The organism is Mycobacterium sp. 852014-52450_SCH5900713, from assembly GCF_001667075.1.
Taxonomy (GTDB): Bacteria; Actinomycetota; Actinomycetes; order Mycobacteriales; family Mycobacteriaceae; genus Mycobacterium.
Window position 1 is genome coordinate 14060 of record NZ_LZIL01000006.1, and the last position, 25338, is coordinate 39397.

The following is a 25338-nucleotide window of genomic DNA, read 5'->3' on the forward strand; positions in this document are numbered from 1 at the left end:
CACGGACCGAGACGGCGAATCGTTCAACCGCGTCGTGCGAAAAAAGTGCCGCCCTTGCGGACGATCGATGAACCGCTAGGCCGAGCGGCGGATGCCGCGGTTACGGCCGATGTCGCCCTTCAGCAACATGTCGCGCTCCGATTCGGACAAGCCGCCCCAAACCCCATAGGGCTCACCGACTTCGAGCGCGTGGGAACGGCACTCCTGAATTACCGGGCACTGCCGGCACATTTCCTTGGCGCGTTGCTCGCGCTGCATGCGGGCGCGGCCGCGCTCACCGTCGGGGTGAAAGAACATCGACGAGTCAACGCCGCGGCACAAGCCCTGCAATTGCCAGTTCCAGATGTCGGCGTTGGGTCCGGGTAGCTGCTCCGGCTGTGGCATTGGTGTCTCCCTCTCTGCACGGCACGCCCAGTAAGGTCAGGTTCGACGAAGCGATGGTGCACTGAATTGAAGCGGCGTCACCGATGACTACCCGTGATGCGTACGTTAGGGCGGGCGGTGAATTTGCGTCAATAGCCACTTAGCCCGACAAAGTATGTAATGGTTATAAAAGAATTAACGTCGCGTTCATCTGCCGCCCAATGGCGAAACACGCACCGTGCTACCAGGCACTTGACCGAATCGAGATTTCCCAGCTCAGGGGCCGGGGGAGGGGCGACCGGGATTAGTACAGGATCTATTGTGATTAACAGTTCGGTAACGCGAACAGCACAAACTGTTTACTACCATCGCCGTGATTGAAACTCGTCACACTTCTGTGATTGGCGCGGAGTTGGCTGCCGCCGCTTTCGGCGACCGGGCCGGTAGCTGGCCGCTGCCGACGGCGGTCACGCCGGAGGACTTGTGGCTGCGCGCCGTCGCAGCGGGCGGGCAGGGCCGCTACGGCAGCGCCTACCGCGATCTGGCCGCGCTGCGGCGCGACGCCCCCGCCGGTCGGTGGGCGTCCCTGGCTCACAGCACGCAGGGATCCTTTCTGCGCCAACTCGGTTGGCACACGCTGGCGCGGGGGTGGGACGGGCGCGCCCTCGCGCTGGCCGGTGTGGACCGCGAGTCGCGTGCCGACGCCTTGATCGGGCTGGCGGCCGACGCGCTGGGTGTCGGCCGCTTCGCGGCGGCGGCGACGTTGTTGGGCCGCGCGGACTCCGAGCTGGGTGCGGGGCCGGTGCCCGAGCGGCAGCCGGTGCGCCGAGGGTGGGTGGCCGCCGAATTGGCGATGGCCCGTGGCGACGGCGAAACCGCCGTCCGCCATGCGAACGAAGCGGTGGAGCTGGCGGGCGCCATGGCCCTCCCGTCGGCGCGGCACGCGGTCAAGAGCGAGGTGGTGCTGGCGGCCGCCCTGTGCAGCGCCGGGGCCGTCGAGCGCGCGCGGGCGGTGGCGGAGGCGGCGCTGGACGCCACCGGCCGGCTCGGACTGGTCCCGCTTCGGTGGGCGTTGGCGTGCTTGCTGATTGATCTCGGCAGCGTCACCGTTTCGACACAAAAGCTACGCGAAATTCGCGATGTCTCCGCAGGCCAAGTGCGGCGCGCCGGTGCGACGTGGCGTTCCGCTTGAAATGGCCTCCGGGCCGTTATTGTCAATTCGTTAGTTAGCCCGGTTAGCCCGCGATGTGTCCGGTTCGTAACGTTGGAGATACCGCCGTCGATGACAATTCAAGGGGATCGTCTCGACGCTGTCGTGGCCAAGGCCGTGGCGGGGGACAGTAACGCACTACGGGAGGTGCTGGAGACGATCCGTCCGATTGTCGTGCGATATTGCCGCGCGCGAGTCGGGACAGTCGAGCGGGGTGGGCTGTCAGCGGATGACGTGGCACAGGAGGTGTGCTTGGCGACTATCACGGCGCTGCCGCGCTACCGGGACCGAGGGCGTCCATTTCTCGCCTTCCTGTATGGCATCGCGGCGCACAAGGTCGCGGACGCCCATCGGGCCGCCGGCCGTGATCTCTCCTATCCGACCGAGGTCATCCCCGAGCGTTGGTCGTCCGACGCGGGCCCCGAACAGCGAGCCATCGAAGCCGACTCGGTCAGCCGGATGAGCGAACTGCTCGAAATCCTGCCCGCCAAGCAGCGCGAGATCCTGATCCTGCGTGTCGTCGTCGGCTTGTCCGCCGAGGAGACCGCATCCGCCGTCGGCAGCACCACGGGAGCGGTCCGGGTGGCCCAGCACCGTGCGCTGTCCCGGCTGAAGTCCGAAATGATCGCGGCAGGTGACTGTGCCTGAATCCCTGGACGAATTCGCCCAAAGCGACCTGCTTCTCGACGCGCTCGCCGAGCGGCGGCCGGTGCACGTCGGTGACCCCGACATGGACGCGATGGCCACGCTGCTGGAGGACTGGCGCGACAACCTGCGGTGGCCACCGGCGAGTGCGCTGGTCTCGGCCGAGGAAGCCGTCGCCGCCCTGCGCACCGGCCTGGCCGACCGTCGCAGCGGCCGGCGCGGGCTGGCGACGATCGGATCGGTCGCCGCGGCGCTGTTGGTGATGAGCGGCTTCGGCGCGATGGTGGTCGAGGCGCGTCCCGGGACCCCGCTGCACGGGCTGCACGCGATGTTCTTCGACCAGCCGCGCGTCAACGAGAAGAATCAGGTCATGCTGTCGGCCAGAGCCGACCTGGCCAAGGTGCAGGAATCGATCGACCGGGGTCAATGGGACCAGGCCCAGAACCAGCTCACCGAGGTGAGCAGCCTGGTCCAGTCGATCGACGACCCGGCCAGCAAACAGGAGCTGACGAACCAGCTGAAGCTGTTGAATCTCAGGGTTCAATCGCGCAACCCGAATGCGACGCTGCCGCCCCCGGCGAACACGCCGTCGGCATGGTCGACTCCGACCACCGCCGCGCCGACCGCGGCCACCACGCCCTCGGAAGCTTCGCCGAGTCCGTCGGCAACGCCATCGCCGAGTCAATCGTGGAGCAAGCACCGGCACCACGGGCAGACTTCGACGCCGCCGACGGTGGCCCCGAACAACCCCTAGCGGTCTAGCGCCGGTATCCGTCGGCGTCCGAGGTGGCCTCGTTGAGTGAGGCGTCGGCATATCCCCGGCAGTAATCCCACGTGACGTAGGCGTCCGGCTCGGGGTCGTAGGCAGGCTCGTGCGGGCGGACGGTGCCGTCGATCAGCAGCTGCAACAGGTTCGCGCGCAGCATGTCCCAGTCGTGGTAGTGATCCTGCTGACATTCGTCGCAGCACACCACCAGCCCGCGAATGCCCTTGTGCGCCAACAGTGCCTCGTAAACCGCCAGGTCGGCAAGGTCCGCCTCGACCGCCATCCGCTCTTGGGCGTCCAGGGGTTGCCCCGGCTCTACGGCTTCCAGCGCAGCCGACGGATCGCAGGGGTCGTCGGCGAAGGGGTCGGGCGGCAAACCCGGTGGGAGGTGATCGCGCACGCACACTAGCCTACGCAGCCGGGCCGGGATAACGCCAGCAGCCAGGCCGCCCGTCGTTTCCGGGCCCTTTGCCGTTCGCGGCGCGCCCCGACAAGCGGGTCGGGGCGACGGGCGAGCCGATAGGATGGGAGTCTCGCGCCGCATCGTATGGAGGGCCCCACCGATGACCCGTGGCATGTCCCACCTGGAAGACAGCTCCGACCTCGTCGGCAGCCCCTACGTGCGTGACCCCCATATTGGAGGACTGATCGACGACCCCGTGCCGACCGGGGGTGACAACCCGCACAAGATCGCGATGCTCGGCCTCACGTTCGACGACGTCCTGCTGCTGCCCGCCGCTTCCGATGTGGTTCCCGCCACGGCGGACACCTCCAGCCAGCTCACCAAGAAGATCAGGCTCAAAGTGCCGCTCGTCAGTTCGGCGATGGACACGGTCACCGAGTCGCGGATGGCCATCGCCATGGCCCGGGCCGGCGGCATGGGTGTGCTGCACCGCAACCTGCCCGTCGCCGAGCAGGCCGGCCAGGTCGAGATGGTCAAGCGCTCGGAGGCCGGCATGGTCACCGACCCGGTCACCTGCCGCCCGGACAACACCCTGGCGCAGGTGGACGCGTTGTGCGCCCGGTTCCGGATCTCGGGCCTGCCGGTGGTCGACGACGTCGGCGCGCTGGTCGGCATCATCACCAACCGCGACATGCGGTTCGAGGTGGACCAGACCCGCAAGGTCGCCGAGGTGATGACCAAGGCCCCGCTGATCACCGCCCAGGAGGGCGTCAGCGCCGATGCGGCGCTGGGCCTGTTGCGCCGCAACAAGATCGAGAAGCTGCCCGTCGTCGACGGCCACGGCCGGCTCACCGGGCTGATCACCGTCAAGGACTTCGTCAAGACCGAACAGCATCCGCTGGCCACCAAGGACAGCGACGGCCGGCTGCTGGTGGGCGCCGCCGTGGGCGTCGGCGGCGACGCGTGGGTGCGCGCGATGATGCTGGTCGACGCCGGGGCCGACGTTCTGATCGTCGACACCGCGCACGCGCACAACCGGCTGGTGCTCGACATGGTCGGCAAGCTGAAGGCCGAGGTGGGCGACAAGGTCGAGGTGATCGGCGGGAACGTCGCCACCCGGTCCGCGGCCCTGGCGCTGGTCGACGCCGGAGCCGACGCGGTCAAGGTCGGCGTTGGACCGGGCTCGATCTGCACCACCCGGGTGGTGGCCGGGGTCGGCGCGCCACAAATCACGGCGATCCTGGAGGCCGTCGCGGTCTGCGGACCGGTGGGCGTGCCGGTGATCGCGGACGGCGGACTGCAGTATTCCGGCGACATCGCCAAGGCCCTGGCCGCGGGCGCCTCGACGGCCATGCTGGGCTCGCTGCTGGCCGGCACCGCCGAGGCCCCCGGCGAGCTGATCTTCGTCAACGGGAAGCAGTTCAAGAGCTACCGCGGCATGGGGTCGCTGGGCGCCATGCAGGGCCGGGGAGGCGCGAAGTCGTACTCCAAGGACCGCTACTTCGCCGACGACGCGTTGAGCGAGGACAAGCTGGTCCCCGAGGGAATCGAGGGCCGAGTGCCGTTCCGCGGACCGCTGTCGTCGGTGATCCACCAGCTGACCGGCGGTCTGCGCGCCGCGATGGGCTACACCGGATCGCCCACCATCGAGGCGCTGCAGCAGGCGCAGTTCGTCCGGATCACTTCGGCCGGGCTGCGCGAAAGCCATCCGCACGACGTCGCCATGACCGTCGAAGCGCCCAACTACTTTGCGCGCTGAGGCCGGGATGGTCGAAATCGGGATGGGCCGCAACGCCCGTCGCACCTATGAACTGAGCGAAGTCAGCATCGTGCCGTCGCGGCGCACCCGGTCGTCGCAGGACGTGTCGACCACCTGGCAGCTGGACGCCTACCGCTTCGAGATCCCGGTGGTGGCCCATCCGACCGACGCACTGGTGTCGCCCGAGTTCGCGATCGAGCTCGGCCGCCTCGGCGGGCTGGGCGTGCTCAACGGCGAAGGCCTGATCGGCAGGCACGCCGACGTGCAGGGCAAGATCGCCGAGCTCGTCGAGGCCGCCACCAAGGAGCCCGAACCGTCGGCGTCGATCCGGTTGCTGCAGGAATTGCACGCCGCCCCGCTGAACCCCGACCTGCTGGGAGCCGCGGTGGCGCGCATCCGGGAGGCCGGGGTCACCACGGCCGTGCGGGTCAGCCCACAGAACGCCCAGGCCCTGACCCCGGTGCTGCTGCAGGCCGGCATCGACCTGCTGGTCATCCAGGGCACCATCGTGTCCGCCGAGCGGGTGGCCAGCGACGGGGAACCGCTGAACCTCAAGACCTTCATCGCCGAACTCGACGTCCCGGTGGTGGCCGGCGGGGTGCTCGACCACCGCACCGCGCTGCACCTGATGCGCACCGGCGCCGCCGGCGTGATCGTCGGCTACGGCTCTACCCGGGGCGTGACGACCAGCGACGAGGTGTTGGGCATCAGCGTGCCGATGGCCACCGCCATCGCCGACGCCGCCGCCGCGCGGCGCGAATACCTCGACGAGACCGGCGGCCGTTACGTGCACGTGCTGGCCGACGGCGACATCCACACCTCCGGCGAGCTGGCCAAGGCGATCGCCTGTGGCGCCGACGCGGTGGTGCTCGGCACCCCGCTCGCCGAATCCGCCGAAGCGCTCGGCGAGGGCTGGTTCTGGCCGGCCGCGGCCGCGCACCCCTCGTTGCCCCGCGGGGCATTGCTGCAGATCGCGCTGGGCGAGCGCCCGCCGCTGGAGCGGGTGCTCAACGGGCCTTCCGACGACCCGTTCGGGTCCCTGAATCTGGTCGGCGGCCTGCGCCGGTCGATGGCCAAGGCCGGCTATTGCGATCTCAAGGAGTTCCAGAAGGTCGGGCTGACCGTCGGGAGCTGACGGCACCCCGGGGCCACTGGCTCGTTACCCGTGAGTAAGGCCATACTGGTGCGATGAGGCCGGATTACGACGTTCTGATTATCGGTTCGGGTTTCGGAGGCAGCGTCAGCGCGCTGCGGCTGACCGAAAAGGGCTATCGCGTCGGCGTATTGGAGGCCGGGCGGCGCTTCGCCGACGAGGACTTCGCCGAGACCTCCTGGGACCTGCGCAAGTTCTTGTGGGCGCCCGGGCTGGGTTGCTATGGCATTCAGCGGATCCACCCGCTGAAGAACGTGCTGATCCTGGCCGGCGCCGGGGTGGGCGGGGGCTCGCTGAACTACGCCAACACGCTCTACGTGCCGCCGGAGCCGTTCTTCAAAGACCGGCAGTGGTCGCACATCACCGACTGGCGCGACGAGTTGATGCCGCATTACGAGCAGGCGAAACGGATGCTCGGGGTGGTGACGAACCCGACCTTCACCGACGCCGACCGCGTCCTCAAGGAAGTCGCCGACGAGATGGGCTGCGGCGATACCTTCGTGCCCACCCCGGTCGGTGTGTTCTTCGGCCCCGACGGCGCCAAGACCCCCGGCAAGACCGTGCCGGACCCGTATTTCGGCGGCGCGGGACCCGAGCGCACCGGCTGCCTGGAATGCGGCTGCTGCATGACGGGCTGTCGCTACGGCGCCAAAAACACGCTGCTGAAGAACTACCTCGGCCTCGCCGAATCGGCTGGGGCGCAAGTCATTCCGATGACGACGGTCAAGGGCTTCCAGCAGCGCTCCGACGGGGTTTGGGAGGTCCGCACGGTGCGCACGGGCAGCCTGCTGCGCAGGGACCGGCGCACCTACACCGCGACGCACCTGATCCTGGCCGCGGGCACCTGGGGAACCCAGCATCTGCTGTTCAAGATGCGCGACAAGGGGAAGCTGCCGCGCCTCTCCGAGCGGCTCGGCGTGCTGACCCGCACCAACTCCGAGTCCATCGTCGGGGCCGGGAAGCTCGAGGTCGACCCCAAACTGGATCTGACCCATGGGGTGGCCATCACGTCGTCGATCCACCCCACCGCCGACACCCACGTCGAACCCTGCCGCTACGGCAAGGGGTCCAACGCGATGGGGCTCCTGCAGACACTGATGACCGACGGCACCGGTCCGGAGGGCACCGACGTGCCGCGCTGGAAGCAGCTGCTGGACCAGGCCCGCGAGGATCCGCGTCGCATGATGCGGATGCTCAACGTCCGCCAGTGGAGCGAGCGCACACTGATCGCCCTGGTCATGCAGCACCTGGACAACTCGATCACCACCTACACGAAACGCGGGAAGTTGGGCATCCGCTGGTACACCAGCAAGCAGGGGCACGGAGATCCCAACCCGGCCTGGAACCCCGTCGGGAACAAGGTCACCCGGCGCATCGCCGAAAAGGTCGACGGCGTGGCCGGCGGCACCTGGGGTGAGTTGTTCAACATCCCGCTGACCGCCCACTTCCTCGGCGGCGCGGCGATCGGCGACAGCGCCGAACACGGCGTGATCGACCCGTATCACCGGGTTTACGGCTATCCCACGATGTTCGTGGTGGACGGCGCCGCGATCTCGGCGAACCTGGGCGTCAACCCGTCGCTGTCCATCACCGCACAGGCCGAACGGGCCGCCTCGCTGTGGCCGAACAAGGGCGAGAACGATCAGCGCCCGGCGCAGGGCGAGGCTTACCGCCGGCTGGACCCGATCGCCCCGGGGCATCCGGTGGTGCCGGCCACCGCGCCGGGTGCGCTGCGCTGGTTGCCGATCACCCCGGTGCCCTCGGCCGGCTAGCTCGCGATCGCCTCGCTGGTTGGTCGGTCGGCGACCCGCAGCGCTCGGCTGCGCCTAGCTCGCGATCGCCTCGAGCGGGGCGCCGCTGACCACCCGGCTGCGTTGCCGGTGCACGTTGAAGGGCACGTCGCCCATCAGGGTGACGCGGTGCATCAGCCGAGGCTGGTCGTCGTAGTCGTCGATGGCGCGGTGCTGGGTGGCCCGATTGTCCCAGATTGCCACGTCACCCGGCGCCCAGTTCCAACGAATGGTGTTCTCGGGGACGGTGATTCGCCGTTGCAGCAAATCGAAGAGCACCGTCGATTCGTAATTGTCCAGGCCAACGAACCCGCGCACGAAATCCCCCAGTAGCAGCGTGCGTTCACCGGTCTCCGGGTGCACCCGCACGACGGGATGCTCGGTGCGGAAATCCGGCTTCTCGAAGGCCTGCCGGAACGCGCGCTGCGCGTCGGTCATTGCTTCAGGGGTGATGTAGTCGTACCGGTTGGTGTGCACCGCCCACAGATCGTCGACGAGCCAGGCGAGCGGTTCCGGCAGGTACTCGTACGCGGCGGCGGTGTTGGCCCACAGCGTCGAGCCGCCATACCGGGGCAGGGTGACCGCCCGCAGGATCGACGCGGCCGGGTAGTTCGCCACGAACGTGACGTCGGTGTGCCAGCGGGTCGCCTTGCCGTATTCGGAGTTGATCGGCGTGATGACCGGCGCGTTCTTGGCTGCGAGCACCTCGGCGGCCGGATGGCCGACGGGCGTGCCCAGCTGTGCGGCGAACGCGAGTTGCTCCTGGTCATCGAGGTGGTGCTGGTGGCGAAAGAAGATCACCTTGTGGGCCAGCAGCGCCTGGCGGATCTTCTCGATCGCGTCCGGGTCGAGGTCGCCCCCGAGGCGCACCCCGTCGACCCGCGCGCCGATGCGGCTACCCAGCTTGGTGACGGTTATCTGACCGATCATTTTCATCAATCCTCGTGTGAAAAGGGGTGTAGTCAACTGACTACATCGAGTACTGTAGTCACATGACTACACGTTCCGCAAGTGGCCGCGCGAACATGCCCACCGGGCGGGCCGAGGTCGCCGCGGCGATCCTGGAGGCCGCCACCGACCTGTTCGCCGAACGGGGTCCGGCCGCGACGTCGATCCGCGACATCGCCGCGCGATCCAACGTCAACCACGGGCTGGTGTTTCGCCACTTCGGCACCAAGGAGAATCTGGTCGGCGCCGTGCTCGATCACCTGGGCGCCAACTTGAGCGCCCTGCTCACTGAGGAGGCGCCGGCCGACGTCCTGGACCGGGCACTCGACCGGCAGATGCGGGTCATGGCCCGCACTGTGCTCGACGGGTATCCGGCGGGGCAGCTGCAGAAGCGCTTTCCCAACATCGCGACGCTACTCGGCTGGGTGCGGCCCCTTCACGACAACGAGGTCGAAGCGCGCCTGGCCGTCGCCAATGCCCTTGCGCTGCAATTCGGTTGGCGGCTGTTTGCGCCGATCCTGCGCTCGGCGACCGGGATCGACGAGCTGGCGGACGACGAGATACGGCAGGCGGTGGGCGCAGAGGTGGGGCGGATCCTCAAATCCGGCTGACGCTCACTTGTTCCGCGCCAGCGCCCGCCGGTGCAGTGGCTCGCGGCCTGGAGGCTGCTGCGGTGGCGGCATCAGCGGCTTGCGGGCGTGCACCGCAACGGTTTTCGGCGCATCGGTGCTCAGGGTGATCTCCTCGCCCGCATGCCGGATGGTGAGTTGGCCGCCGGGCCCGTCGCGCACCGTGTAGGTGACGTCTGAATGGTTCACGTCGACGGTGAGCCGGAAATCGCGCCACCGCAGTCTGAACCTTAGTCGCGAAATACCGTCGGGCAGAGCGGGATTCAGCGACAGAATGCCCTCGTCGTCGCGCAAGCCGCCGAAGCCGCCAACCAGCGCCGTCCAGGCGCCGGCAAGCGACGCCATGTGCAAGCCGTCGCGGGTGTTGTGGTGCAGGTCGCGCAGGTCGATCAGCCCGGCCTCGTAGGCGTAGTCGTGCGCCAATTCCAGGTGCCCGACCTCGGCGCACAGCACCGCCTGGGTACAGGCGGACAGCGACGAGTCGCGCACCATGCGTCGCTCGTAGTAATCGACGTTGCGCGCCTTTTCTTCCGGCGTGAAGAAGTGGCTCCGCCACTGCATCGCCAGCACCAGGTCGGCCTGCTTGATCACCTGCGCCGGATAGAGCCGCACGTACGGGTCGTGCAGCAGCAACGGATAGGCGTGGTTCTCCTGGAAGTCCCACTCCGCCAGGGTGGTGAACCCCTCGCACTGCTGGTGCACCCCCAGGCCGGCGTCGTAGGGAATGTTCGCGGCATCGGCGGCGTCGCGCCAGGAAGCCGTCTCCTCGGTGGTGACGCCCATCGCCTCCGCCGCCTCGGGGTGGCGGAGGCAGGCCTCCGCAGCGGTGCGCAGGTTGTGCGCGGCCATCAGGTTGGTGAAGACGTTGTCGCGCACGATCGCGGTGTATTCGTCGGGGCCGGTGACGCCATCGAGGTGCCAGACGCCGTGCCGGTCGTGGTGGCCGAGGGAGAGCCAGAGCCGGGCGGTCTCGACGAGCACGCCGAGGCCGCAATTCTTCTCCAGTTCCTCGTCGCCGGTGACGATGCGGTACCGCTCGAAGGCCATGGCGATGTCGGCGTTGATGTGCCAGGCCGCCGTGCCGGCCGGCCAGTAGGCCGAGCACTCCTGCCCGCGAATGGTCCGCCAGGGGAAAGCGGCGCCCTGCAGGCCCAGCTCGGATGCCCGCTCCTTGGCGAGGTCCAGGGTCGACGCCCGCCACCGCAGGGCGTCGGCCACCGCGCGCGGTGCGGTGTAGGTGAGCACCGGCAGCACGTAACTTTCGGTGTCCCAGAAGGCGTGGCCGTCGTAGCCGGTTCCGGTGAGCCCCTTGGCCGGAATCGCGCGGCGCTCGGCGCGCACGCTGGCCTGCAGCAGATGGAAAAGCCCGAACCGCACCGCTTGCTGGGATTCCGGGTCGCCCTCGACCTCGACGTCCGCGCTGTCCCAAAAGTCGTCCAGGTAGGCCCGCTGCGAATCCAGCAGCCCCTGCCACCCGGTGTAGCGGGCGCTGTGGATGGCGGCGGCGGCCTGGTCGCGCAGGGCCGGGCGCGAGCGCATGCTCGACCAGCCATACGCCAGGTACTTGACGATGCGCAGCTTCTGCCCGGCGCGCAGCCCACAGATCACGGTGGTCCGCGCCAGATCGTCGCGCGCGTCGGTGCTGAACTCGACGCGGCCGGGAACGTCGATCTCATGGTCCATCGCGGCCGACATCATCAGGGCGCTGCTGCGGGTGCGGTGCATGAGAAGCGCCCCGGTCTCGGTGTTTTCGTGATCGACGGCCACCAGGGGGTTCTCCAGAATGGCCGACACCCGCGGGTCACCCGAGGTCTGGGGTTGGTCCTCGTTGGTGACCAGTTCGGACTGCACCGTCACGCGAACGAAATCGCCGACCGCTTCCACGACGTATTCGACGGCGGCGACGCCGCGCTGGGCCAGCGACACCAGCCGGGTGGACACCAGCTTGATCTCCTTGCCCGCGGGGGAGCGCCAATGCGCGCCCCGGGTCATCGTCCCGGCGCGCATATCGAGAACCCGCTCGTGCGAAAGCAATTCGCCATAGCGGACGTCGAACGGCTCGTCCTCGACCAGCAGTCGGATGATCTTGCCGTTGGTGACGTCGACGATGGTCTGGCCGGCCTCCGGATAGCCGTAGCCGGCCTCGGCGTAGGGCAGCGGCCGGATTTCGTAGAAGGAGTTCAGGTAGGTGCCGGGCAGCCCGTAGGGTTCACCCTCGTCGAGGTTGCCGCGCAGCCCGATGTGCCCGTTGGACAGGGTGAACAGGGATTCGGACTGGGCCAGCAGGTTCAGGTCGAGCTTCGTTTCGCAGACGTGCCATGGATCAACGGGAAATGCTTCGTCGTCGATCATGACTGCAGCAGCTCGGCGAGGTCGGTGACCACCACATCGGCGCCGTTGCGTCGTAGATCGTCGGCCTGGCCCACTCGGTCGACTCCCACCACGTAGCCGAAGTTACCGGCATGGCCGGCCTGCACACCCGAAATCGCGTCCTCGAACACGGCCGCGGCCCCGGCCTCGACGCCGAGCAACTCCGCCCCACGCAGATAGGAGTCTGGCGCCGGCTTACCGGCGATGTGCTCGTCGCGCAGCGTGACGCCGTCCACCCGCTTCTGGATGAACTGGTCCAGGCCGGTGATCTCGAGGACGTCACGGGTGTTGGCGCTCGAAGACACCACGGCAATTCCCAGGCCGGCCGCCGAGACCGCCTCCAGATATCGCCGCGAGCCCTCGAAGACCTCGACGCCGTCCTCGCGCAGCACCCGTTGGAACATGTCGTTCTTGCGGTTGCCAAGGCCGTACACCGTCTCGGCGTCTCCCGCGTCGTCGGGGCTGCCGTCGGGCAGCTCGATACCGCGGCTCTCCAAGAAGGACCGGACCCCGTCCTCACGCTTCTTGCCGTCCACGTATTTCCGGTAGTCGTCGGCCGCATCGAACGGCACGAATTCTTCGCCGGTGCGTTCGGCCCGTTCGGACAGGTAGTCGTCGAACATGGCCTTCCAGGCCTTGGTGTGCACGCTCGCGGTATCGGTGAGCACACCGTCGAGGTCGAACAGACAGGCATGCACCTTTTCGGGCAGACCGAGCACGGGTGGACCTCGCTTCCTGGCCTTGGGAGGACTAGCTAAGCGATACCCACTCCACCATGCGGAGCAATCCGAGCGCTACCTCGGCCCACCAGGCGCTGGTGCTCGTTACCTACGCCGACGGCTTTCCCGGATGACCCGACCATTTCCTTTGGGCGCTCGAGGGCCGAGAAGCGGCCCGCGCCCAGGGCCTTCACCTTCTACACACTGCTTGGATGGTCCGAAGCCGTCCGTCGGCCAGCGCGCGGGTCAGATTGCCGACCTTCAGCTCGAAGTCGTCGACGAAGGCGTGCAAACCCAGCGGGGTCGGGGGCTGGGCTAGCAGCGCGTTCATGAACTCGGTCGCCTGCCCGGTCAGGTCGTTCCAGTGCTCGACGGCGAACCCGGCGGACTCGACGACGGCGCGTAACTCGTCGGGGGTGACCAGGTGGCTGCGGTCGGGTTCATCGGCCCACGGCAGCGGATACTCCAGCTTGCCGTGGTTTCCAATCGTGATGTCCCACAGAATAATCCGGCCCCCGGTTGCCAGTACCCGGTGCGCTTCGGAGTAGAGGCTCGCCTTGTCGGCGACGTTCATCTGAACGTGCTGGCTGATGACGACGTCAAAACTGCCGTCGGCAAAGAGAAGGTCGGTGACGTCCGCCTGCCGGACGGATATCCGGTCGTCGAGACCGACCAGGCGATTGAGCCAACGGCTCGTTTCGCAGTACTCGTCGGTGAGATCCACGGCCGCCACCGTGCAACCGCACCGATCGGCTACGTAGCGGGCGGTGCCGCCGATCCCGCTGCCCGCGTCGAGCACCCGACTTTGGCTGGTGATGCTCGCGAGATCCACCAGTTGAGTGGTGGCGAAGCGGCCCATCGTGTGAAAGTCCTCCAGCATGCCCAGGTCGGCGGGTTCGAGCCGGTCGAGGTCTTTGCCGGCGGACATCAGCGCGCGCTCGATGTTGGGTCGGGACAGGCCGGTCGAGTACTGGCTCTGGACTGTCTCGTTCATCTGTGGACCTCCGTCCAGGCCGTGATGAGCGGGGGCATCATGACCAGCGCGCCGGCCGCGAGCACCTCCCGGCGAAATAGCGGCACAAAGTCCTCGACGTCGGCGAGCTCGTCGATGGCGAAGCCGCCCTGCTCCGCGATCGGGGAGACCAACCGCCAGACTTCGGCGGCGTAGGCCAGGATGTCGGCGTCGGCGGCGGTTCCGATGGGCGTCCCCTGGGTCAGGCGCGGGGCGCCCAAGCCGGCCTCGGCGAAGACGGTGTGCAGCGTGGTGCCGAACCGCGCGGACAGGCCCATCGCCTCGAAGGCGCGGACGATGCCCGCCGTGACCTGTCCGAACAGCGGCAGGTCCGGGATGCTGCGCGTCGCGGTGATGTCGTTCTCGGAGAAGGCGACAACGCCGCCGGGGCGCACGAAGGAGCCCAGCCGCCGCAGTGTGCCGGCCGGGTCGGGCAGGTGCATCAGGATCAGCCGGCCGATGACCGCGTCCACCGGTTCGTCCAGCACGATCGCATCGACGGCGGTCTGCGTGAATTGCACTGTGCGCAGACCCTGTTCGGCGGCGCGGTTGCGTGCGAGCTCGACCATCGCGGGTGCGGCGTCCACGCCGAGGACACTTCCCGTCGGACCCACCAGCCGAGCCGCGACAAACGACACGTCGCCGGGCCCGCAACCGATGTCGAGCACCCGCATGCCGGGGCGCAGTCCTGCGAGCCGCAGCGCATGCTCGGTGTGGTCGTTGTACAGCCGGCCCTGCAGGATGAGCCGCCGCACCTCCACGTCGGCGTGGCCGAGGACATATGTGCTCGCGTTCATGGGATTGTCCTTTCGGTTTGACGTGCCGGCAATAACCAGCCCACGACGATCGCGGCGCCGAGCGCGATGCCCGCGCAGACCAGCGAGCTCACCTGCAGGCCGTCCAGGAACGCGCGGTCGACCGCGGCGCGGACGCCACCGGCCCGCTGCGCCGGCAACTGCTCGATCACCCTGTGCGCGAGTGCCATTGAGTGGCGCATGGCGTCCGCGGGCAGCCCGGTCAGCGCCTCCGTCCCGAGATGTCCCGAGTACACCGACGCGAAGATGCTGCCGGCGATGGCGACGCCGAGCGTGCCCCCGAGTTCGCGCGTGGTGTCGTTCACGGCCGAGCCCACCCCGGCCTTGTCGGCGGACAACGACCCCATGATCGCCTCGGTGGCCGGCGAAACGGTCAGGCCGAGGCCGCTGCCGAGCAGCAGCATCTGCATGGCGATCTGGGTGTACGGCGTGGCGGCGTCGGCGGTGGACGCCCACGCCAGCCCGGTCGCGAAGACGGTGAGGCCGGTGGCGACGACGGCGGTGGTGCCCGCCCGTTCCACCAGCCGGGGTCCCGCGATGCTGGCCAGCGCGATGGAGGCGGCGACCGGTAGCAGCCGCACCCCGCTCTGAAATGCGGTGTAGTCCTTGATGAATTGGAAGTACTGGGTGATGACGAAGATGAAGCCGAACAACGTGAGGAAGCCGGCGGTCACGGCCAGGCTACCGCCGGAGAACCGGCGGTCGACGAACACCGACACGTCCAGCATGGGGTGGTCGCTGCGCCACTCCCACAGCGCGAACCCGGCCAGAACCGCTGCGGCCGAGGCGAACCCGATCGCGGTCCGGCCGTTGGTCCATCCCCAGGTGGGCGCCTCGATGACCGTATAGACCAACGCGGTGATCCCGGCCGCCGACAAGAGCAGGCCACCGACGTCGACGCGCGGTGCGGCCGGGTCGCGCGAGGTCGGCACGAACAGGATGCCGCCGGCGATGGCCAGCGCCGCGATCGGGATGTTGACCATGAAGATCGAGCCCCACCAGAAGTGTTCGAGCAGCCAGCCGCCGCTGATCGGCCCCACGGCCACCCCGACGCCGACCATCGCCGCCCACAGGCCGATCGCCTTGGCCCGAGCCGCCGCATCCGTGAAGATGTTGGTGATCAGGCCCAGGGTGGTCGGGAAGATCACCGCCGCTCCCACCCCCATGGCGGCGCGCGCCGCTATCAACTGGGTAGCCGAATCGGTATGCGCCGCAACGGCGGAGGTTACGGCGAACAGCGCCAGCCCGGAGTTCAGCCAACCCCGTCGGCCGAAGCGGTCACTGAGGCTGCCCGCGGAGAGCAGCAGTCCGGACATCACCAGGGTGTAGGCGTCGACGATCCATTGCAGCTGGGCGGTGTCGGCGCCAAGTTCGCGAGACAGGGTCGGCAGCGCGACGTTGACGATGGTGGCGTCGACGCTGATGACGAAGACCCCGAGGCAGATGACGGCCAGCGCCGGGATGGGGCGGTTCCGTAGGAGGGGTTCGGTTCGCATGAACAAGACGCTAAAGCTAATAGACAAAGAAATCAAGTAACTGATAGAAAATCACGTCTACCGCTGGTAGTCTGGCCTGGTGGCGACCCGCAGGACCTACAACCAGAACTGCCCGATAGCCCTCGGGCTCGACGTGTTGGGCGAGCGCTGGACGCTGCTGATCCTGCGCGAGCTGGTCGGCGGCCCCCGACGCTACGGGGACCTGCGCGCCGAGTTGCCCGGCATCGCAACGAATCTGCTGGCCGAGCGGCTCAAAGAATTGCAGGACGCGGGAGTCGTCGACCGCGCCGACCTGCCGGCCCCGATCGGCCGGACCGTCTACACCCTCAGTGACATGGGCTGGCAGCGGGCGTTGCCCGTCTTGAGAAGCGTCGCGTTGTTCGGCCTGGACCGGTTGGACCCGGTTGGCGGCGGCGCGGTGTCACCGCTCAACGGGTTTTTGGCCGGCATCCTGCTCGGCTTCGACTCGGGCAAGGCGGCGGGGTTGGAGGCGACGTGCCGGGCCGAGATCGACGGCCGGCGATTCGACTTCGCGGTGACCCAAGGCCGCCTAGCCGGTGGTCACGGTGAACCTTCGGTGACGATCACCGCCGGTGCGGCGGATCTGGTGACCGCCCGCCTGGGCGCGAGCGAGGCCAAGCGCGCGGCGGCGCTGCGGCGAATCACCGTGACGGGCGACCCGGCATCCGTCGACGCGGTGCGGGCGGCCTTCTCGCTGTAGGCCTCAACCCGGGCGGTCGAGCAGGGCGTCGGTCAGCGCCTGGGCGATGAACTTGCCGTAGCGGGTTGCCGACCAGCCGCGTTCGAGGACGAGGAGCTCGTACAGCTCGGGTGCGTGGTACGTCCACAGAACATCGCGCGCCTCTCTCGGGCTGACCCGCAGCTGTCCGGTCCGGGTGAGATCGGAGGCGAACATCGTCATGCCGGTCAGGGTCTCGCCCCTGATCTGCTTCCACACCTCCGCGGCGTCCGGGGACGAGGCGGCGCCGTCGCGCGCGAGCAGCTGGACCGGTGCGCTGCGCGGCATGCTGGAGGCCAGGTGCTTGGCGTAGAGCCTCAGCTTGTCGGCGGCCTCGGCCGCGTTGGCCACGTTCTGGATGACGTCTCGCTCGACCATCGGAATCGGTTGGTCGTCGCCGGCCACGGACACATCGAAAAGCGCCTTCAGTAGGCCGGCCTTGGTCGTGAACGCCTTGTACACCGTTTCGACCGATACGCCGGCGTCCCGCGCGATCTCGGCGATGGTCGTCACCGCATAGCCCTGGGCGAGAAACCGCCGCCGGGCGGCCACGAGCACCGCATGGCGGTTGTGCTGGGCCTGTTGGCGGCGACGGGTCGAGTCGTAGCGGCGCGGAGATTGATCCTTGACAGCTGCCATGATTTGAATACATGCTCCTATATCTATTACAGTCAACTGTATCAAAAGAAAGGGAGCGTGGCATGACATCCGCAACACGCCCCGCCGCCGCCCTGTCGGCCGGCGACCATCCGGCGGCCGTAGCACAGGCTTTGGCACCCGAGATCAGTCGGCGCGCCGACGACGCCGAGGCGCTCGGCACCTTGCCGCTCGATCTGGTCGAACGGCTGCGCGAGGCCGGCATCTTCCGTGCCCTTCAACCGCGCTCGCTCGGCGGATTCGAACTGCCCCCGATCGACTTCATTCGCATGATCGAGGAACTGGCGCGTGCCGACGGTTCGACGGGCTGGGTCGCGGCCATCGGTGCCGGCGCGCCCGCGTTCACCGCATGGCTCGAACCCGCCGTCGCCACAGCGCTTTTCGGCTCGGAATCCGACTTCTTGGCGGCCACGGTCTTCGCCCCCACCGGGCGTGCCGTCCCGGATGGCCGCGGGCGGTTCGGCGTCGACGGCCGGTGGCCCTTTGCCAGCGGTTGTCGCCACGCCGAATGGATGCTGGCCGGGATGTTCGTCTTCGAGGGTGCGGACGGTCGGGCCCCGCGCATGATCGCCGACCAGGGCCCGGACTGGCGGCTCGGTTTCTTTCCGCGCGCCGACGCCGAGATCGTCGACAACTGGGACGTCCTGGGGCTGCGCGCCACCGGCAGCAACGACGTGGTCGCGCGGGATCTGCACATTGCCGAAGAGCACACCATCAGTCCGTTCTTCGCCTCGGCGCGCCAGGACGGGCCGTTGTGGAGACTGCCCTTCTTCACGCTGGTGGGAGTGGGCCTGGTCGGCGTTCCGCTCGGGATCGCGCGACGCGCACTCGACGAATTCACCGACCTCGCGACGACCAAGACGCGGGCCGGCACCTTCGAGCCGCTCGCTGGGGACCCCGCCGCCCAAGTCGAGTTCGCCCGTGCCGAAGCCGGTTTAAGGTCGGCGCGGGCGTTCGTTCTCGACGAGGCGGGTGGCTTGTGGGAAACCGCCCTTGCCGGTGACCCGCCGTCGCTGCAGCAGCGCGCCGGCTTCCAGCTGGCCGCCCAACAGGCGATGCGTGCGGCTCGTCAAGTGGTCGACGCGACGTTCGGCCTGACCGGAGCGGGCGCGGTGCACGCGAGCCATCCGCTGCAACGCTGCTTCCGGGATCTACACACCGCCGGTCAGCACGTGTACTTCAGCCCGTCCGCCCTGAAGCGGTACGCCGGGACCCGCTTCGGCATTACCCAGCCGACTCATCTGATGTGAGGGCGCGGCCACTAAGCTGGCTGCCGTGGAAGCACCCTCGCCGCGGCCCGTGTTGGTCGTCGATTTCGGCGCACAGTATGCGCAGTTGATCGCCCGGCGCGTCCGGGAGGCGCGGGTCTTCTCCGAGGTCATCCCGCACACCGCCTCGATCGACGAGATCAAGGCCCGCCAGCCCGCGGCGCTGGTGCTCTCCGGGGGGCCGTCCAGCGTTTACGAGCCGGGCGCCCCGCAACTCGATCCCGCGGTGTTCGACCTCGGCGTGCCCGTGTTCGGCATCTGCTACGGATTCCAGGCCATGGCGCAGGCCCTGGGCGGGACGGTCGCCCACACCGGCACCAGCGAGTACGGCCGTACCGAGCTGAAAGTGGTTGGCGGCGAACTTCATTCGGGATTGCCGAACTCCCAGCCTGTCTGGATGAGCCACGGTGATGCGGTCACCGCCGCACCGGACGGATTCGACGTGGTCGCCAGCAGCGCGGGCGCGGCGGTGGCGGCCTTCGAGAACCGGGCGCGCCGCCTGGCCGGTGTGCAATATCACCCCGAGGTCATGCACACCCCGCACGGCCAGCAGGTGCTCAGTCGCTTCCTGCACGACTTCGCCGGGCTCGGCGCCGAGTGGACGCCGGCCAACATCGCCAGCGCGCTGGTGGAGCAGGTGCGCGAACAGATCGGTGACGGCCACGCGATATGCGGACTCTCCGGCGGCGTGGACTCGGCGGTGGCCGCCGCACTGGTGCAACGCGCCATCGGTGACCGGCTGACGTGCGTCTTCGTTGACCACGGGCTGTTGCGCGCCGGCGAACGCGCGCAGGTGCAGCGCGATTTCGTCGCCGCCACCGGCGCCAACCTGGTCACCGTCGACGCGGCCGACACCTTCCTGCAGGCGCTGTCGGGAGTGACCAGCCCCGAGGGCAAGCGCAAGATCATCGGTCGCCAGTTCATTCGCGCCTTCGAGGGCGCGGTGCGGGATATCTTGAGCGACACCGGGTCTGAGGTTGATTTCCTGGTGCAGGGCACGCTGTATCCGGACGTGGTGGAATCCGGCGGGGGGAGCGGGACCGCCAACATCAAGAGCCACCACAACGTCGGCGGATTGCCCGACGACCTGAAGTTCAAGCTCGTCGAGCCGCTGCGGCTGCTGTTCAAGGACGAGGTGCGCGCGGTCGGGCGTGAGCTTGGCCTGCCGGAGGAAATCGTTGCGCGCCAACCCTTCCCGGGGCCCGGTCTGGGCATCCGGATCGTCGGCGAGGTCACCGCGAAGCGGTTGGAGACGCTGCGCCGCGCCGACTCCATCGCGCGCGAGGAACTCACCGCCGCCGGCCTGGACAACCTGATCTGGCAGTGCCCGGTGGTGCTGCTGGCCGACGTCCGCTCGGTCGGCGTGCAGGGCGACAACCGCACCTACGGGCACCCGATCGTGCTGCGGCCGGTGTCCAGCGAGGACGCCATGACCGCCGACTGGACCCGGGTGCCCTACGAGGTGCTCGAGCGCATCTCGACCCGCATCACCAACGAGGTGGCCGAGGTCAACCGCGTGGTGCTGGACATCACCAGCAAACCCCCCGGCACGATCGAGTGGGAGTGACCGGTGGGCGGGTAAGCGCCGCCACATCACACCCATCCGCCCCACCGGTATCGATCGCATAAAGCCGCCCCTCCCGTTTCTTGACGGTTGTCGGAGGGCGGGTGTTTACTCTCAATCAGTCGAACATACTTTCGAAAATAGTCGTGCGGGAGTGGTGGTAGGAGGCGGTCATGACTGCGGCTTTCGCCCCCGATCGCCCTCAGGAAAACCGGGCTGAGCAGCTCGAATCGTTGCGCCGGCGGATGGCCGTGATCACCGGGAAGGCGCCGGGGACCGCACCCGGCCACGCCTCTTGTGCCGACGACCTGCTGCCGGAATCGGAATCCCGGCTGGCGTTGCCGCCGTGGCTGGCGGAGTCGCTGCCGGCGCCCCTGCCGCGCGGGACGGTGGCGGTGCTCTCGGGCGCCCGGTCGCTGCTGCTTGCCATGGTGGCCGCGGTGACGGCGGCGGGCGGCAACGTGGCAATCGTCGGCCAGCCGGACATCGGGCTGCTGGCCGCCGCGGAGATGGGGGCGGATCTGAGCCGGGTTGCGGTGATACCGGATCCCGGAACCGATCCGGTGGAGGTGGCCGCGGTGCTCGTCGACGGTATGGATCTGGTGGTCCTCGGCCTGGGCGGGCGCCGGGTGCCGCAGACCCGGGCACGGGCGGTGGTGGCGCGGGCCCGCAGCAAGGGGTGCACGGTGTTGGTCACCGACGGCGACTGGCAGGGCGCGCCCACGCGGCTGGAGGCCCGGGTCTGCGGCTACGAGCTCACTTCGGGAAGTCGCCCTGGATTCGGGCGGATCAGCCGGGTGCGGCTGCAGGTCAGCGGGGTGTGTGCGGGACGACGGGTGACCGCCCGAGCGCGAGCCGGGTGAGTTTTAAAGTGGCTTCCCGGGTGCTGGCCATCTGGTGCATGGACTGGCCCGCGGTCGCGGCGGCCGCGGCCGTGGGTCTGCCCGCGACCGCCCCGGTGGCGGTCACACTGGCCAACCGGGTGATCGCCTGCTCGGCGGCCGCCCGTGCGGCGGGAGTGCGCCGGGGGCTGCGGCGCCGGGAGGCGGCGGCCCGGTGCCCGCAGCTGCACGTTGGCGCCGCCGACGCGGACCGCGACGCCCGCTTCTTCGAGGGGGTCGTTGCGGCGGTGGACGACCTGGTGCCGCGCGCCGAGGTGCTGCGGCCCGGGCTCTTGGTGTTGCCGGTACGCGGGGCGGCCCGCTATTTCGGCTCCGAGGCTGATGCCGCCGAGCGGCTGATCGACGCGGTGGCTGTGAGTTCAGCGGCCGGCGCCGAGTGCCAGGTCGGGATCGCCGACCAGTTGTCCACCGCGGTCTTCGCCGCGCGGGCGGGCCGGATTGTCCCGCCGGGCGGCGACGCGAAGTTTCTGTCGGTGCTCTCGATCCGCCAGCTCGCCACCGAGCCCAGCCTGTGCGGCCCGGGGCGGGAAGAGTTGACGGACCTGTTGTGGCGGATGGGAATTCGCACCGTCGGGCAGTTCGCCGCGCTGTCGGCCACCGACGTGGCGTCCCGGTTCGGCGCCGACGGGGTGACCGCGCACCGGTTGGCCCGCGGCGAACCCGAACGGGGGCCGTCCGGCCGGGAGCCGCCGGAGGAGCTGGAGGCCGTGCTGGACTGCGACCCGCCGATCGACCGGGTCGACGCCGCAGCCTTCGCCGGGCGCTCGCTGGCCGCCGCGCTGCACCGGACGCTGATGGCCGCCGGGGTGGGCTGCACCCGGCTGGCCATTCACGCCGTCACCGCCAACGGCGAAGAACTGCAACGGGTGTGGCGGTGCGCCGAGCCGTTGACCGAGGACGCCACCGCCGACCGGGTGCGTTGGCAACTGGACGGCTGGTTGAGCAGCCGGACCGCGCGCAACCCCCGCCCGACGGCCGCGGTGACGCTGTTGCGGCTGCAGGCCGTCGAGGTGGTGTCGGCGGGGGCGCTGCAGTTGCCGCTGTGGGGCGGGCTGGGCGAGGAGGACCGGCTGCGGGCCCGCCGGGCCCTGGTGCGGGTGCAGGGCCTGCTCGGCCCGGAGGCGGTGCGGGTGCCGGTGCTGTCCGGCGGGCGCGGGCCGGCCGAACGCATCACGTTGACCCCGCTGGGTGACGAACCGGTTCCGCGGGCGGACCCGGGTCTGCCGTGGCCCGGCCGGCTGCCCGAGCCGGCACCGGCGGTACTGCTCGACGATCCGGTGGAAATGCTTGACGCCCAAGGGAACCCGGTACGGGTGACGAGTCGGGGGCTGTTCTCCGCCGACCCGGCGCGGCTGACCGTGCACGGCCGGGACGAGCGGCTGGACTGGTGGGCCGGGCCGTGGCCGGTCGACGAGCGGTGGTGGGATCCCGACGTCGGAAAGGGCCGAACCGCCCGCGCGCAGGTCCTGCTGGAGGGCGAGCGGGCGTTTCTGCTGTGCTATCGCCAGCGGCGCTGGTACCTCGAGGGCAGCTACGAGTAATGATGCTTATCCCTAGTCACTGCATCGTCCTCGCCGGTATCGATGCCGAAGCAAACGGGAGACTTCACTGTTTCCGGGATGCTCAAATCGGCGACTAGGCTGTCACAATGCCTACGACGTCGGAGCCCCCCGAGGGTACTGATTTAACGCCGCACTTCGACGATGTGCAGGCCCACTACGATTTGTCGGACGAATTCTTCAGGCTTTTCCTCGACCCGACCCAGACGTACAGCTGCGCCTACTTCGAGCGCGACGACATGACGCTGGAAGAGGCGCAGATCGCCAAGATCGACCTCGCCCTCGGCAAACTTGGGTTGCAACCGGGCATGACGTTGCTCGACGTCGGCTGCGGTTGGGGCGCCACCATGATGCGCGCCCTCGAAAAGTACGACGTCAACGTCGTCGGCCTCACCCTGAGCCGCAACCAGGCCAATCACGTCGAGCAGCTGATCGCCCAATCCGATAGCCCACGTTCCGCGAGGATTCTGCTGCGAGGCTGGGAGCAGTTCGACGAGCCCGTCGACCGGATTGTCAGCATCGGCGCCTTTGAACACTTCGGGCACGACCGCTACGACGCGTTCTTCACCCTGGCGCATGACCTGCTGCCCGCAGACGGGATCATGCTGCTGCACACCATCACCGGGCTGCATCCGACGGAGATGGTCGAACGCGGCATGCCCATGTCGTTCGCATTCGCCCGATTCGTCAAATTTATTGTCACCGAGATCTTCCCGGGCGGGCGGCTTCCCTCGATACCGATGGTGCAAGAACGCGCCACCGCGAATGGCTTCACGGTAAGTCGCGTCCAGTCGCTGCAACCGCACTACGCGAAGACGCTCGACATCTGGTCTGCCGCACTGCAAGCCCACAAGGACCAGGCCATCGCGCTGCAATCCGAGGAAGTCTACGAGCGGTACATGAAATACCTGACCGGCTGCGCCGAGATGTTCCGTATCGGATACATCGACGTCAATCAGTTCACGTTGCAGAAATGACGTTCATGCACGGCGGGCGCCCAGGCGGACCGGCCGCCGGTGCCATGACCGTGGCCGTCACCCACACCCACCGGTGCGAACGACTCGCGCCCTAGGACGGCTCGGCGCGGACCGCCTGCGCCTGCGCCATCAGCGGGCCACCGCCGGGCAGCGCACCCACGACCGTGCGGGCCAACCGATCGCGCCCGCGAACGCCGTCCGTCCTGGCCTTGCCCGCCCGCAGGTGGCGCCAGCCCAGGCCCGCCCACGACGCCGCGACGGCGGCGTCGGTCACCCCGCCGCGCGCCCGGCGCCGATCGACCACCGCCAGGCCGAGAGCGGTGATCGAGTGCACCGTGTCGACCCAGACGCCGGCGGCCAGCACCTCCGGGCCGGGGTTGATGCCCGACAGCAGCGCCTGGGCGAGGTGACGCGCGCCCAGGATCCGGGTGACGACGAGCGCCTTGCCGTCGACCTGCACCCCGTGGATGTGGTTCAGCACCTCCGACGGGGCGGCCAGCAGCACGGTGCCCCATCCCGCGCGCAGAACCTCGATGAAACGAATCTTCATGGCGTACAGGGTAACCGGCGCGCAAACGGTCCAACCCGCTCGATGAAACGGTCGAAGAAGGCCGCCGCGTCCACGTCGATCCCGATCAGCGCATTCGGTTCCCGCCGCCCCGACCAGTCGGTCACCGTCATGGCGCGGGTCAGGGTCCCCGTCAGCTCGATGTCGACCGTCGCGGGCCGGGTGGTGACCAGCCCGGGGTCCAGCGCCACGGCGGCGGCCAGCGGATCGTGCAGATGTGCCTGGTATCCGTGGCCGATGTCGTGGTAGGCCTCCAGGTAGAACCGCATCGCGTCCTCGATCACCCGGATCAACGGGTTGGACGCCGTCGACCGGGTGCCGGGCTCGTCGTCCGCGCTCATCGGCGTGGCCGTCGACCCCGCGGCATCCGCCAACCTGGCGAGGTGATCGGGCGTCATCGCCACCTTGCGGGTCAGGTCCAGGCCGCATAGGACCGGAAGACGCTCTTGGCCAACGGTTTCGGGGTCCCAGGCCGCCAGTACCTCGGCCGCGGCCTCGGGGTCCACGCTGATGTTCCATTCGGCCACCGCGGTGGTATTGCCTCGGTGATCGTAGGAACCGCCCATGATGACCAGGCGGCGCAGCAGCGTCGGCAATGCCGGTTCGGCGCGCAGCGCCAGCGCCAGATTGGTCAGCGGGCCGGTCGCCACGCCGATGAGCTCACCGGGAAAGGCGCGCGCGGCGCGCACCCAGGCGGTCGCCGAGTCGTGGTCGGTGAGGCGACGATCCGTGGACGGCAGGTCGGCATAACCCAATCCCCTGGGGCCGTGGACCTTTGACGGCAGGCGCATCGGCCCGGTCAGGGTCTCCTTGGAGCCCTTGGAGACCGGCACGCCGGTGACGCCGCACAGCTCGAGCAGGCCCAGGTTGTTCTGGCAAACCTGCTGCACCCCAACGTTTCCCCCGGTGGAGGCGATGCCGACCACATCAGCGTCCGGGCTGGCGAACAGATACATCAACGCAAGCGCGTCGTCGACGCCGGTGTCGACGTCGACGAAAACTGGGGCCACCGCCGCAACGATACCG

24 protein-coding genes are annotated in these 25338 nt (G+C 68.9%); 13 read left to right on the forward strand and 11 right to left on the reverse strand.

What is annotated here, in order from left to right; genetic code table 11:
• Positions 1-75 precede the first annotated feature (75 nt).
• Positions 76-384, reverse strand: a complete 309-nt coding sequence (locus A5773_RS01740; RefSeq protein WP_066945603.1) for a WhiB family transcriptional regulator — start codon at positions 382-384, stop codon at positions 76-78.
• Positions 385-736: 352 nt separating this feature from the next.
• Here A5773_RS01740 and A5773_RS01745 point away from each other — a divergent pair, with 352 nt between their 5' ends.
• The 3 genes from A5773_RS01745 to A5773_RS01755 all read left to right on the forward strand — a co-directional run bounded on the left by A5773_RS01745 (position 737) and on the right by A5773_RS01755 (position 2972).
• Complete coding sequence (locus A5773_RS01745; protein ID WP_067789136.1) at positions 737-1555, forward strand: hypothetical protein; 819 nt, start codon at positions 737-739, stop codon at positions 1553-1555.
• Between the two features lie 90 nt (positions 1556-1645).
• On the forward strand, positions 1646-2221 hold the full coding sequence (locus A5773_RS01750) for a sigma-70 family RNA polymerase sigma factor (RefSeq protein WP_066945594.1): 576 nt from the start codon (positions 1646-1648) through the stop codon (positions 2219-2221).
• Positions 2208-2972 carry an anti-sigma-D factor RsdA gene (locus tag A5773_RS01755; RefSeq protein WP_231989191.1) on the forward strand — a complete coding sequence of 255 codons (765 nt, stop codon included), beginning with the start codon at positions 2208-2210 and terminating at the stop codon, positions 2970-2972. The genes A5773_RS01750 and A5773_RS01755 overlap by 14 nt, the downstream gene beginning before the upstream one ends.
• A gap of 4 nt (positions 2973-2976) precedes the next feature.
• On the opposite strand, the gene A5773_RS01760 is transcribed toward A5773_RS01755, so the two are convergent.
• On the reverse strand, positions 2977-3384 hold the full coding sequence (locus A5773_RS01760; RefSeq protein ID WP_046186907.1) for a DUF5319 domain-containing protein: 408 nt from the start codon (positions 3382-3384) through the stop codon (positions 2977-2979).
• Positions 3385-3547: 163 nt separating this feature from the next.
• Between A5773_RS01760 and guaB the strand changes: the two genes are divergently transcribed.
• The 3 genes from guaB to A5773_RS01775 are packed head-to-tail and all read left to right on the forward strand — an operon-like array spanning position 3548 to position 8071.
• Entirely contained in the window at positions 3548-5146 is a 1599-nt protein-coding gene (gene guaB, locus A5773_RS01765) for an IMP dehydrogenase (RefSeq protein ID WP_066945561.1), read from the forward strand.
• Positions 5147-5153: 7 nt separating this feature from the next.
• Positions 5154-6281, forward strand: a complete 1128-nt coding sequence (locus tag A5773_RS01770) for a GuaB3 family IMP dehydrogenase-related protein (RefSeq protein WP_066945558.1) — start codon at positions 5154-5156, stop codon at positions 6279-6281.
• Positions 6282-6334: 53 nt separating this feature from the next.
• The gene (locus tag A5773_RS01775; RefSeq protein ID WP_066945555.1) at positions 6335-8071 is read left to right on the forward strand and encodes a GMC oxidoreductase; all 1737 of its coding nucleotides are present in this window, start codon (positions 6335-6337) and stop codon (positions 8069-8071) included.
• Positions 8072-8125: 54 nt separating this feature from the next.
• Here A5773_RS01775 and A5773_RS01780 read toward each other — a convergent pair whose 3' ends face one another.
• Positions 8126-9019 carry a TauD/TfdA family dioxygenase gene (locus A5773_RS01780; RefSeq protein ID WP_066945552.1) on the reverse strand — a complete coding sequence of 298 codons (894 nt, stop codon included), beginning with the start codon at positions 9017-9019 and terminating at the stop codon, positions 8126-8128.
• Positions 9020-9081: 62 nt separating this feature from the next.
• Here A5773_RS01780 and A5773_RS01785 point away from each other — a divergent pair, with 62 nt between their 5' ends.
• Positions 9082-9648 (forward strand): TetR/AcrR family transcriptional regulator, encoded by a 567-nt coding sequence (locus A5773_RS01785; RefSeq protein WP_066945549.1) that lies wholly within the window; start codon positions 9082-9084, stop codon positions 9646-9648.
• Between the two features lie 3 nt (positions 9649-9651).
• Here A5773_RS01785 and A5773_RS01790 read toward each other — a convergent pair whose 3' ends face one another.
• From A5773_RS01790 to A5773_RS01810, 5 genes are all read right to left on the reverse strand, one after another.
• The gene (locus A5773_RS01790; RefSeq protein WP_066945546.1) at positions 9652-12018 is read right to left on the reverse strand and encodes a glycoside hydrolase family 65 protein; all 2367 of its coding nucleotides are present in this window, start codon (positions 12016-12018) and stop codon (positions 9652-9654) included.
• Positions 12015-12755 (reverse strand): beta-phosphoglucomutase family hydrolase, encoded by a 741-nt coding sequence (locus tag A5773_RS01795; protein WP_066945543.1) that lies wholly within the window; start codon positions 12753-12755, stop codon positions 12015-12017. Before A5773_RS01795 ends, A5773_RS01790 begins: the two co-directional genes overlap by 4 nt.
• A gap of 190 nt (positions 12756-12945) precedes the next feature.
• Complete coding sequence (locus A5773_RS01800; protein ID WP_067263391.1) at positions 12946-13749, reverse strand: class I SAM-dependent methyltransferase; 804 nt, start codon at positions 13747-13749, stop codon at positions 12946-12948.
• Positions 13746-14564, reverse strand: a complete 819-nt coding sequence (locus tag A5773_RS01805; protein WP_066945537.1) for a methyltransferase domain-containing protein — start codon at positions 14562-14564, stop codon at positions 13746-13748. Before A5773_RS01805 ends, A5773_RS01800 begins: the two co-directional genes overlap by 4 nt.
• Entirely contained in the window at positions 14561-16078 is a 1518-nt protein-coding gene (locus tag A5773_RS01810) for an MFS transporter (protein WP_067789139.1), read from the reverse strand. The genes A5773_RS01805 and A5773_RS01810 overlap by 4 nt, the downstream gene beginning before the upstream one ends.
• 79 nt (positions 16079-16157) lie before the next feature.
• Between A5773_RS01810 and A5773_RS01815 the strand changes: the two genes are divergently transcribed.
• Positions 16158-16799 carry a helix-turn-helix domain-containing protein gene (locus A5773_RS01815; protein ID WP_066945535.1) on the forward strand — a complete coding sequence of 214 codons (642 nt, stop codon included), beginning with the start codon at positions 16158-16160 and terminating at the stop codon, positions 16797-16799.
• A gap of 3 nt (positions 16800-16802) precedes the next feature.
• Here A5773_RS01815 and A5773_RS01820 read toward each other — a convergent pair whose 3' ends face one another.
• A complete protein-coding gene (locus A5773_RS01820; RefSeq protein ID WP_067263388.1) occupies positions 16803-17456 on the reverse strand; it encodes a TetR/AcrR family transcriptional regulator in 654 nt (217 codons plus the stop codon).
• Between the two features lie 62 nt (positions 17457-17518).
• Here A5773_RS01820 and A5773_RS01825 point away from each other — a divergent pair, with 62 nt between their 5' ends.
• The 5 genes from A5773_RS01825 (at position 17519) to cmaA1 (ending at position 23744) form a co-directional block, all read left to right on the forward strand.
• Entirely contained in the window at positions 17519-18724 is a 1206-nt protein-coding gene (locus A5773_RS01825; protein WP_067263385.1) for an acyl-CoA dehydrogenase family protein, read from the forward strand.
• Between the two features lie 16 nt (positions 18725-18740).
• On the forward strand, positions 18741-20309 hold the full coding sequence (gene guaA, locus A5773_RS01830) for a glutamine-hydrolyzing GMP synthase (RefSeq protein ID WP_197505422.1): 1569 nt from the start codon (positions 18741-18743) through the stop codon (positions 20307-20309).
• Between the two features lie 170 nt (positions 20310-20479).
• Positions 20480-21169: a hypothetical protein gene (locus A5773_RS01835; protein WP_067263384.1), complete on the forward strand. Its 690-nt coding sequence runs from the start codon at positions 20480-20482 to the stop codon at positions 21167-21169.
• A gap of 38 nt (positions 21170-21207) precedes the next feature.
• Complete coding sequence (locus A5773_RS01840; protein WP_066945930.1) at positions 21208-22749, forward strand: DNA polymerase Y family protein; 1542 nt, start codon at positions 21208-21210, stop codon at positions 22747-22749.
• A 107-nt stretch (positions 22750-22856) separates the two neighbouring features.
• A complete protein-coding gene (cmaA1, locus tag A5773_RS01845) occupies positions 22857-23744 on the forward strand; it encodes a cyclopropane mycolic acid synthase CmaA1 (RefSeq protein ID WP_066945519.1) in 888 nt (295 codons plus the stop codon).
• Between the two features lie 91 nt (positions 23745-23835).
• Here cmaA1 and A5773_RS01850 read toward each other — a convergent pair whose 3' ends face one another.
• A complete protein-coding gene (locus tag A5773_RS01850) occupies positions 23836-24294 on the reverse strand; it encodes a hypothetical protein (RefSeq protein WP_066945516.1) in 459 nt (152 codons plus the stop codon).
• On the reverse strand, positions 24291-25322 hold the full coding sequence (locus tag A5773_RS01855) for a nucleoside hydrolase (RefSeq protein WP_082948041.1): 1032 nt from the start codon (positions 25320-25322) through the stop codon (positions 24291-24293). Before A5773_RS01855 ends, A5773_RS01850 begins: the two co-directional genes overlap by 4 nt.
• Positions 25323-25338 lie beyond the last annotated feature (16 nt).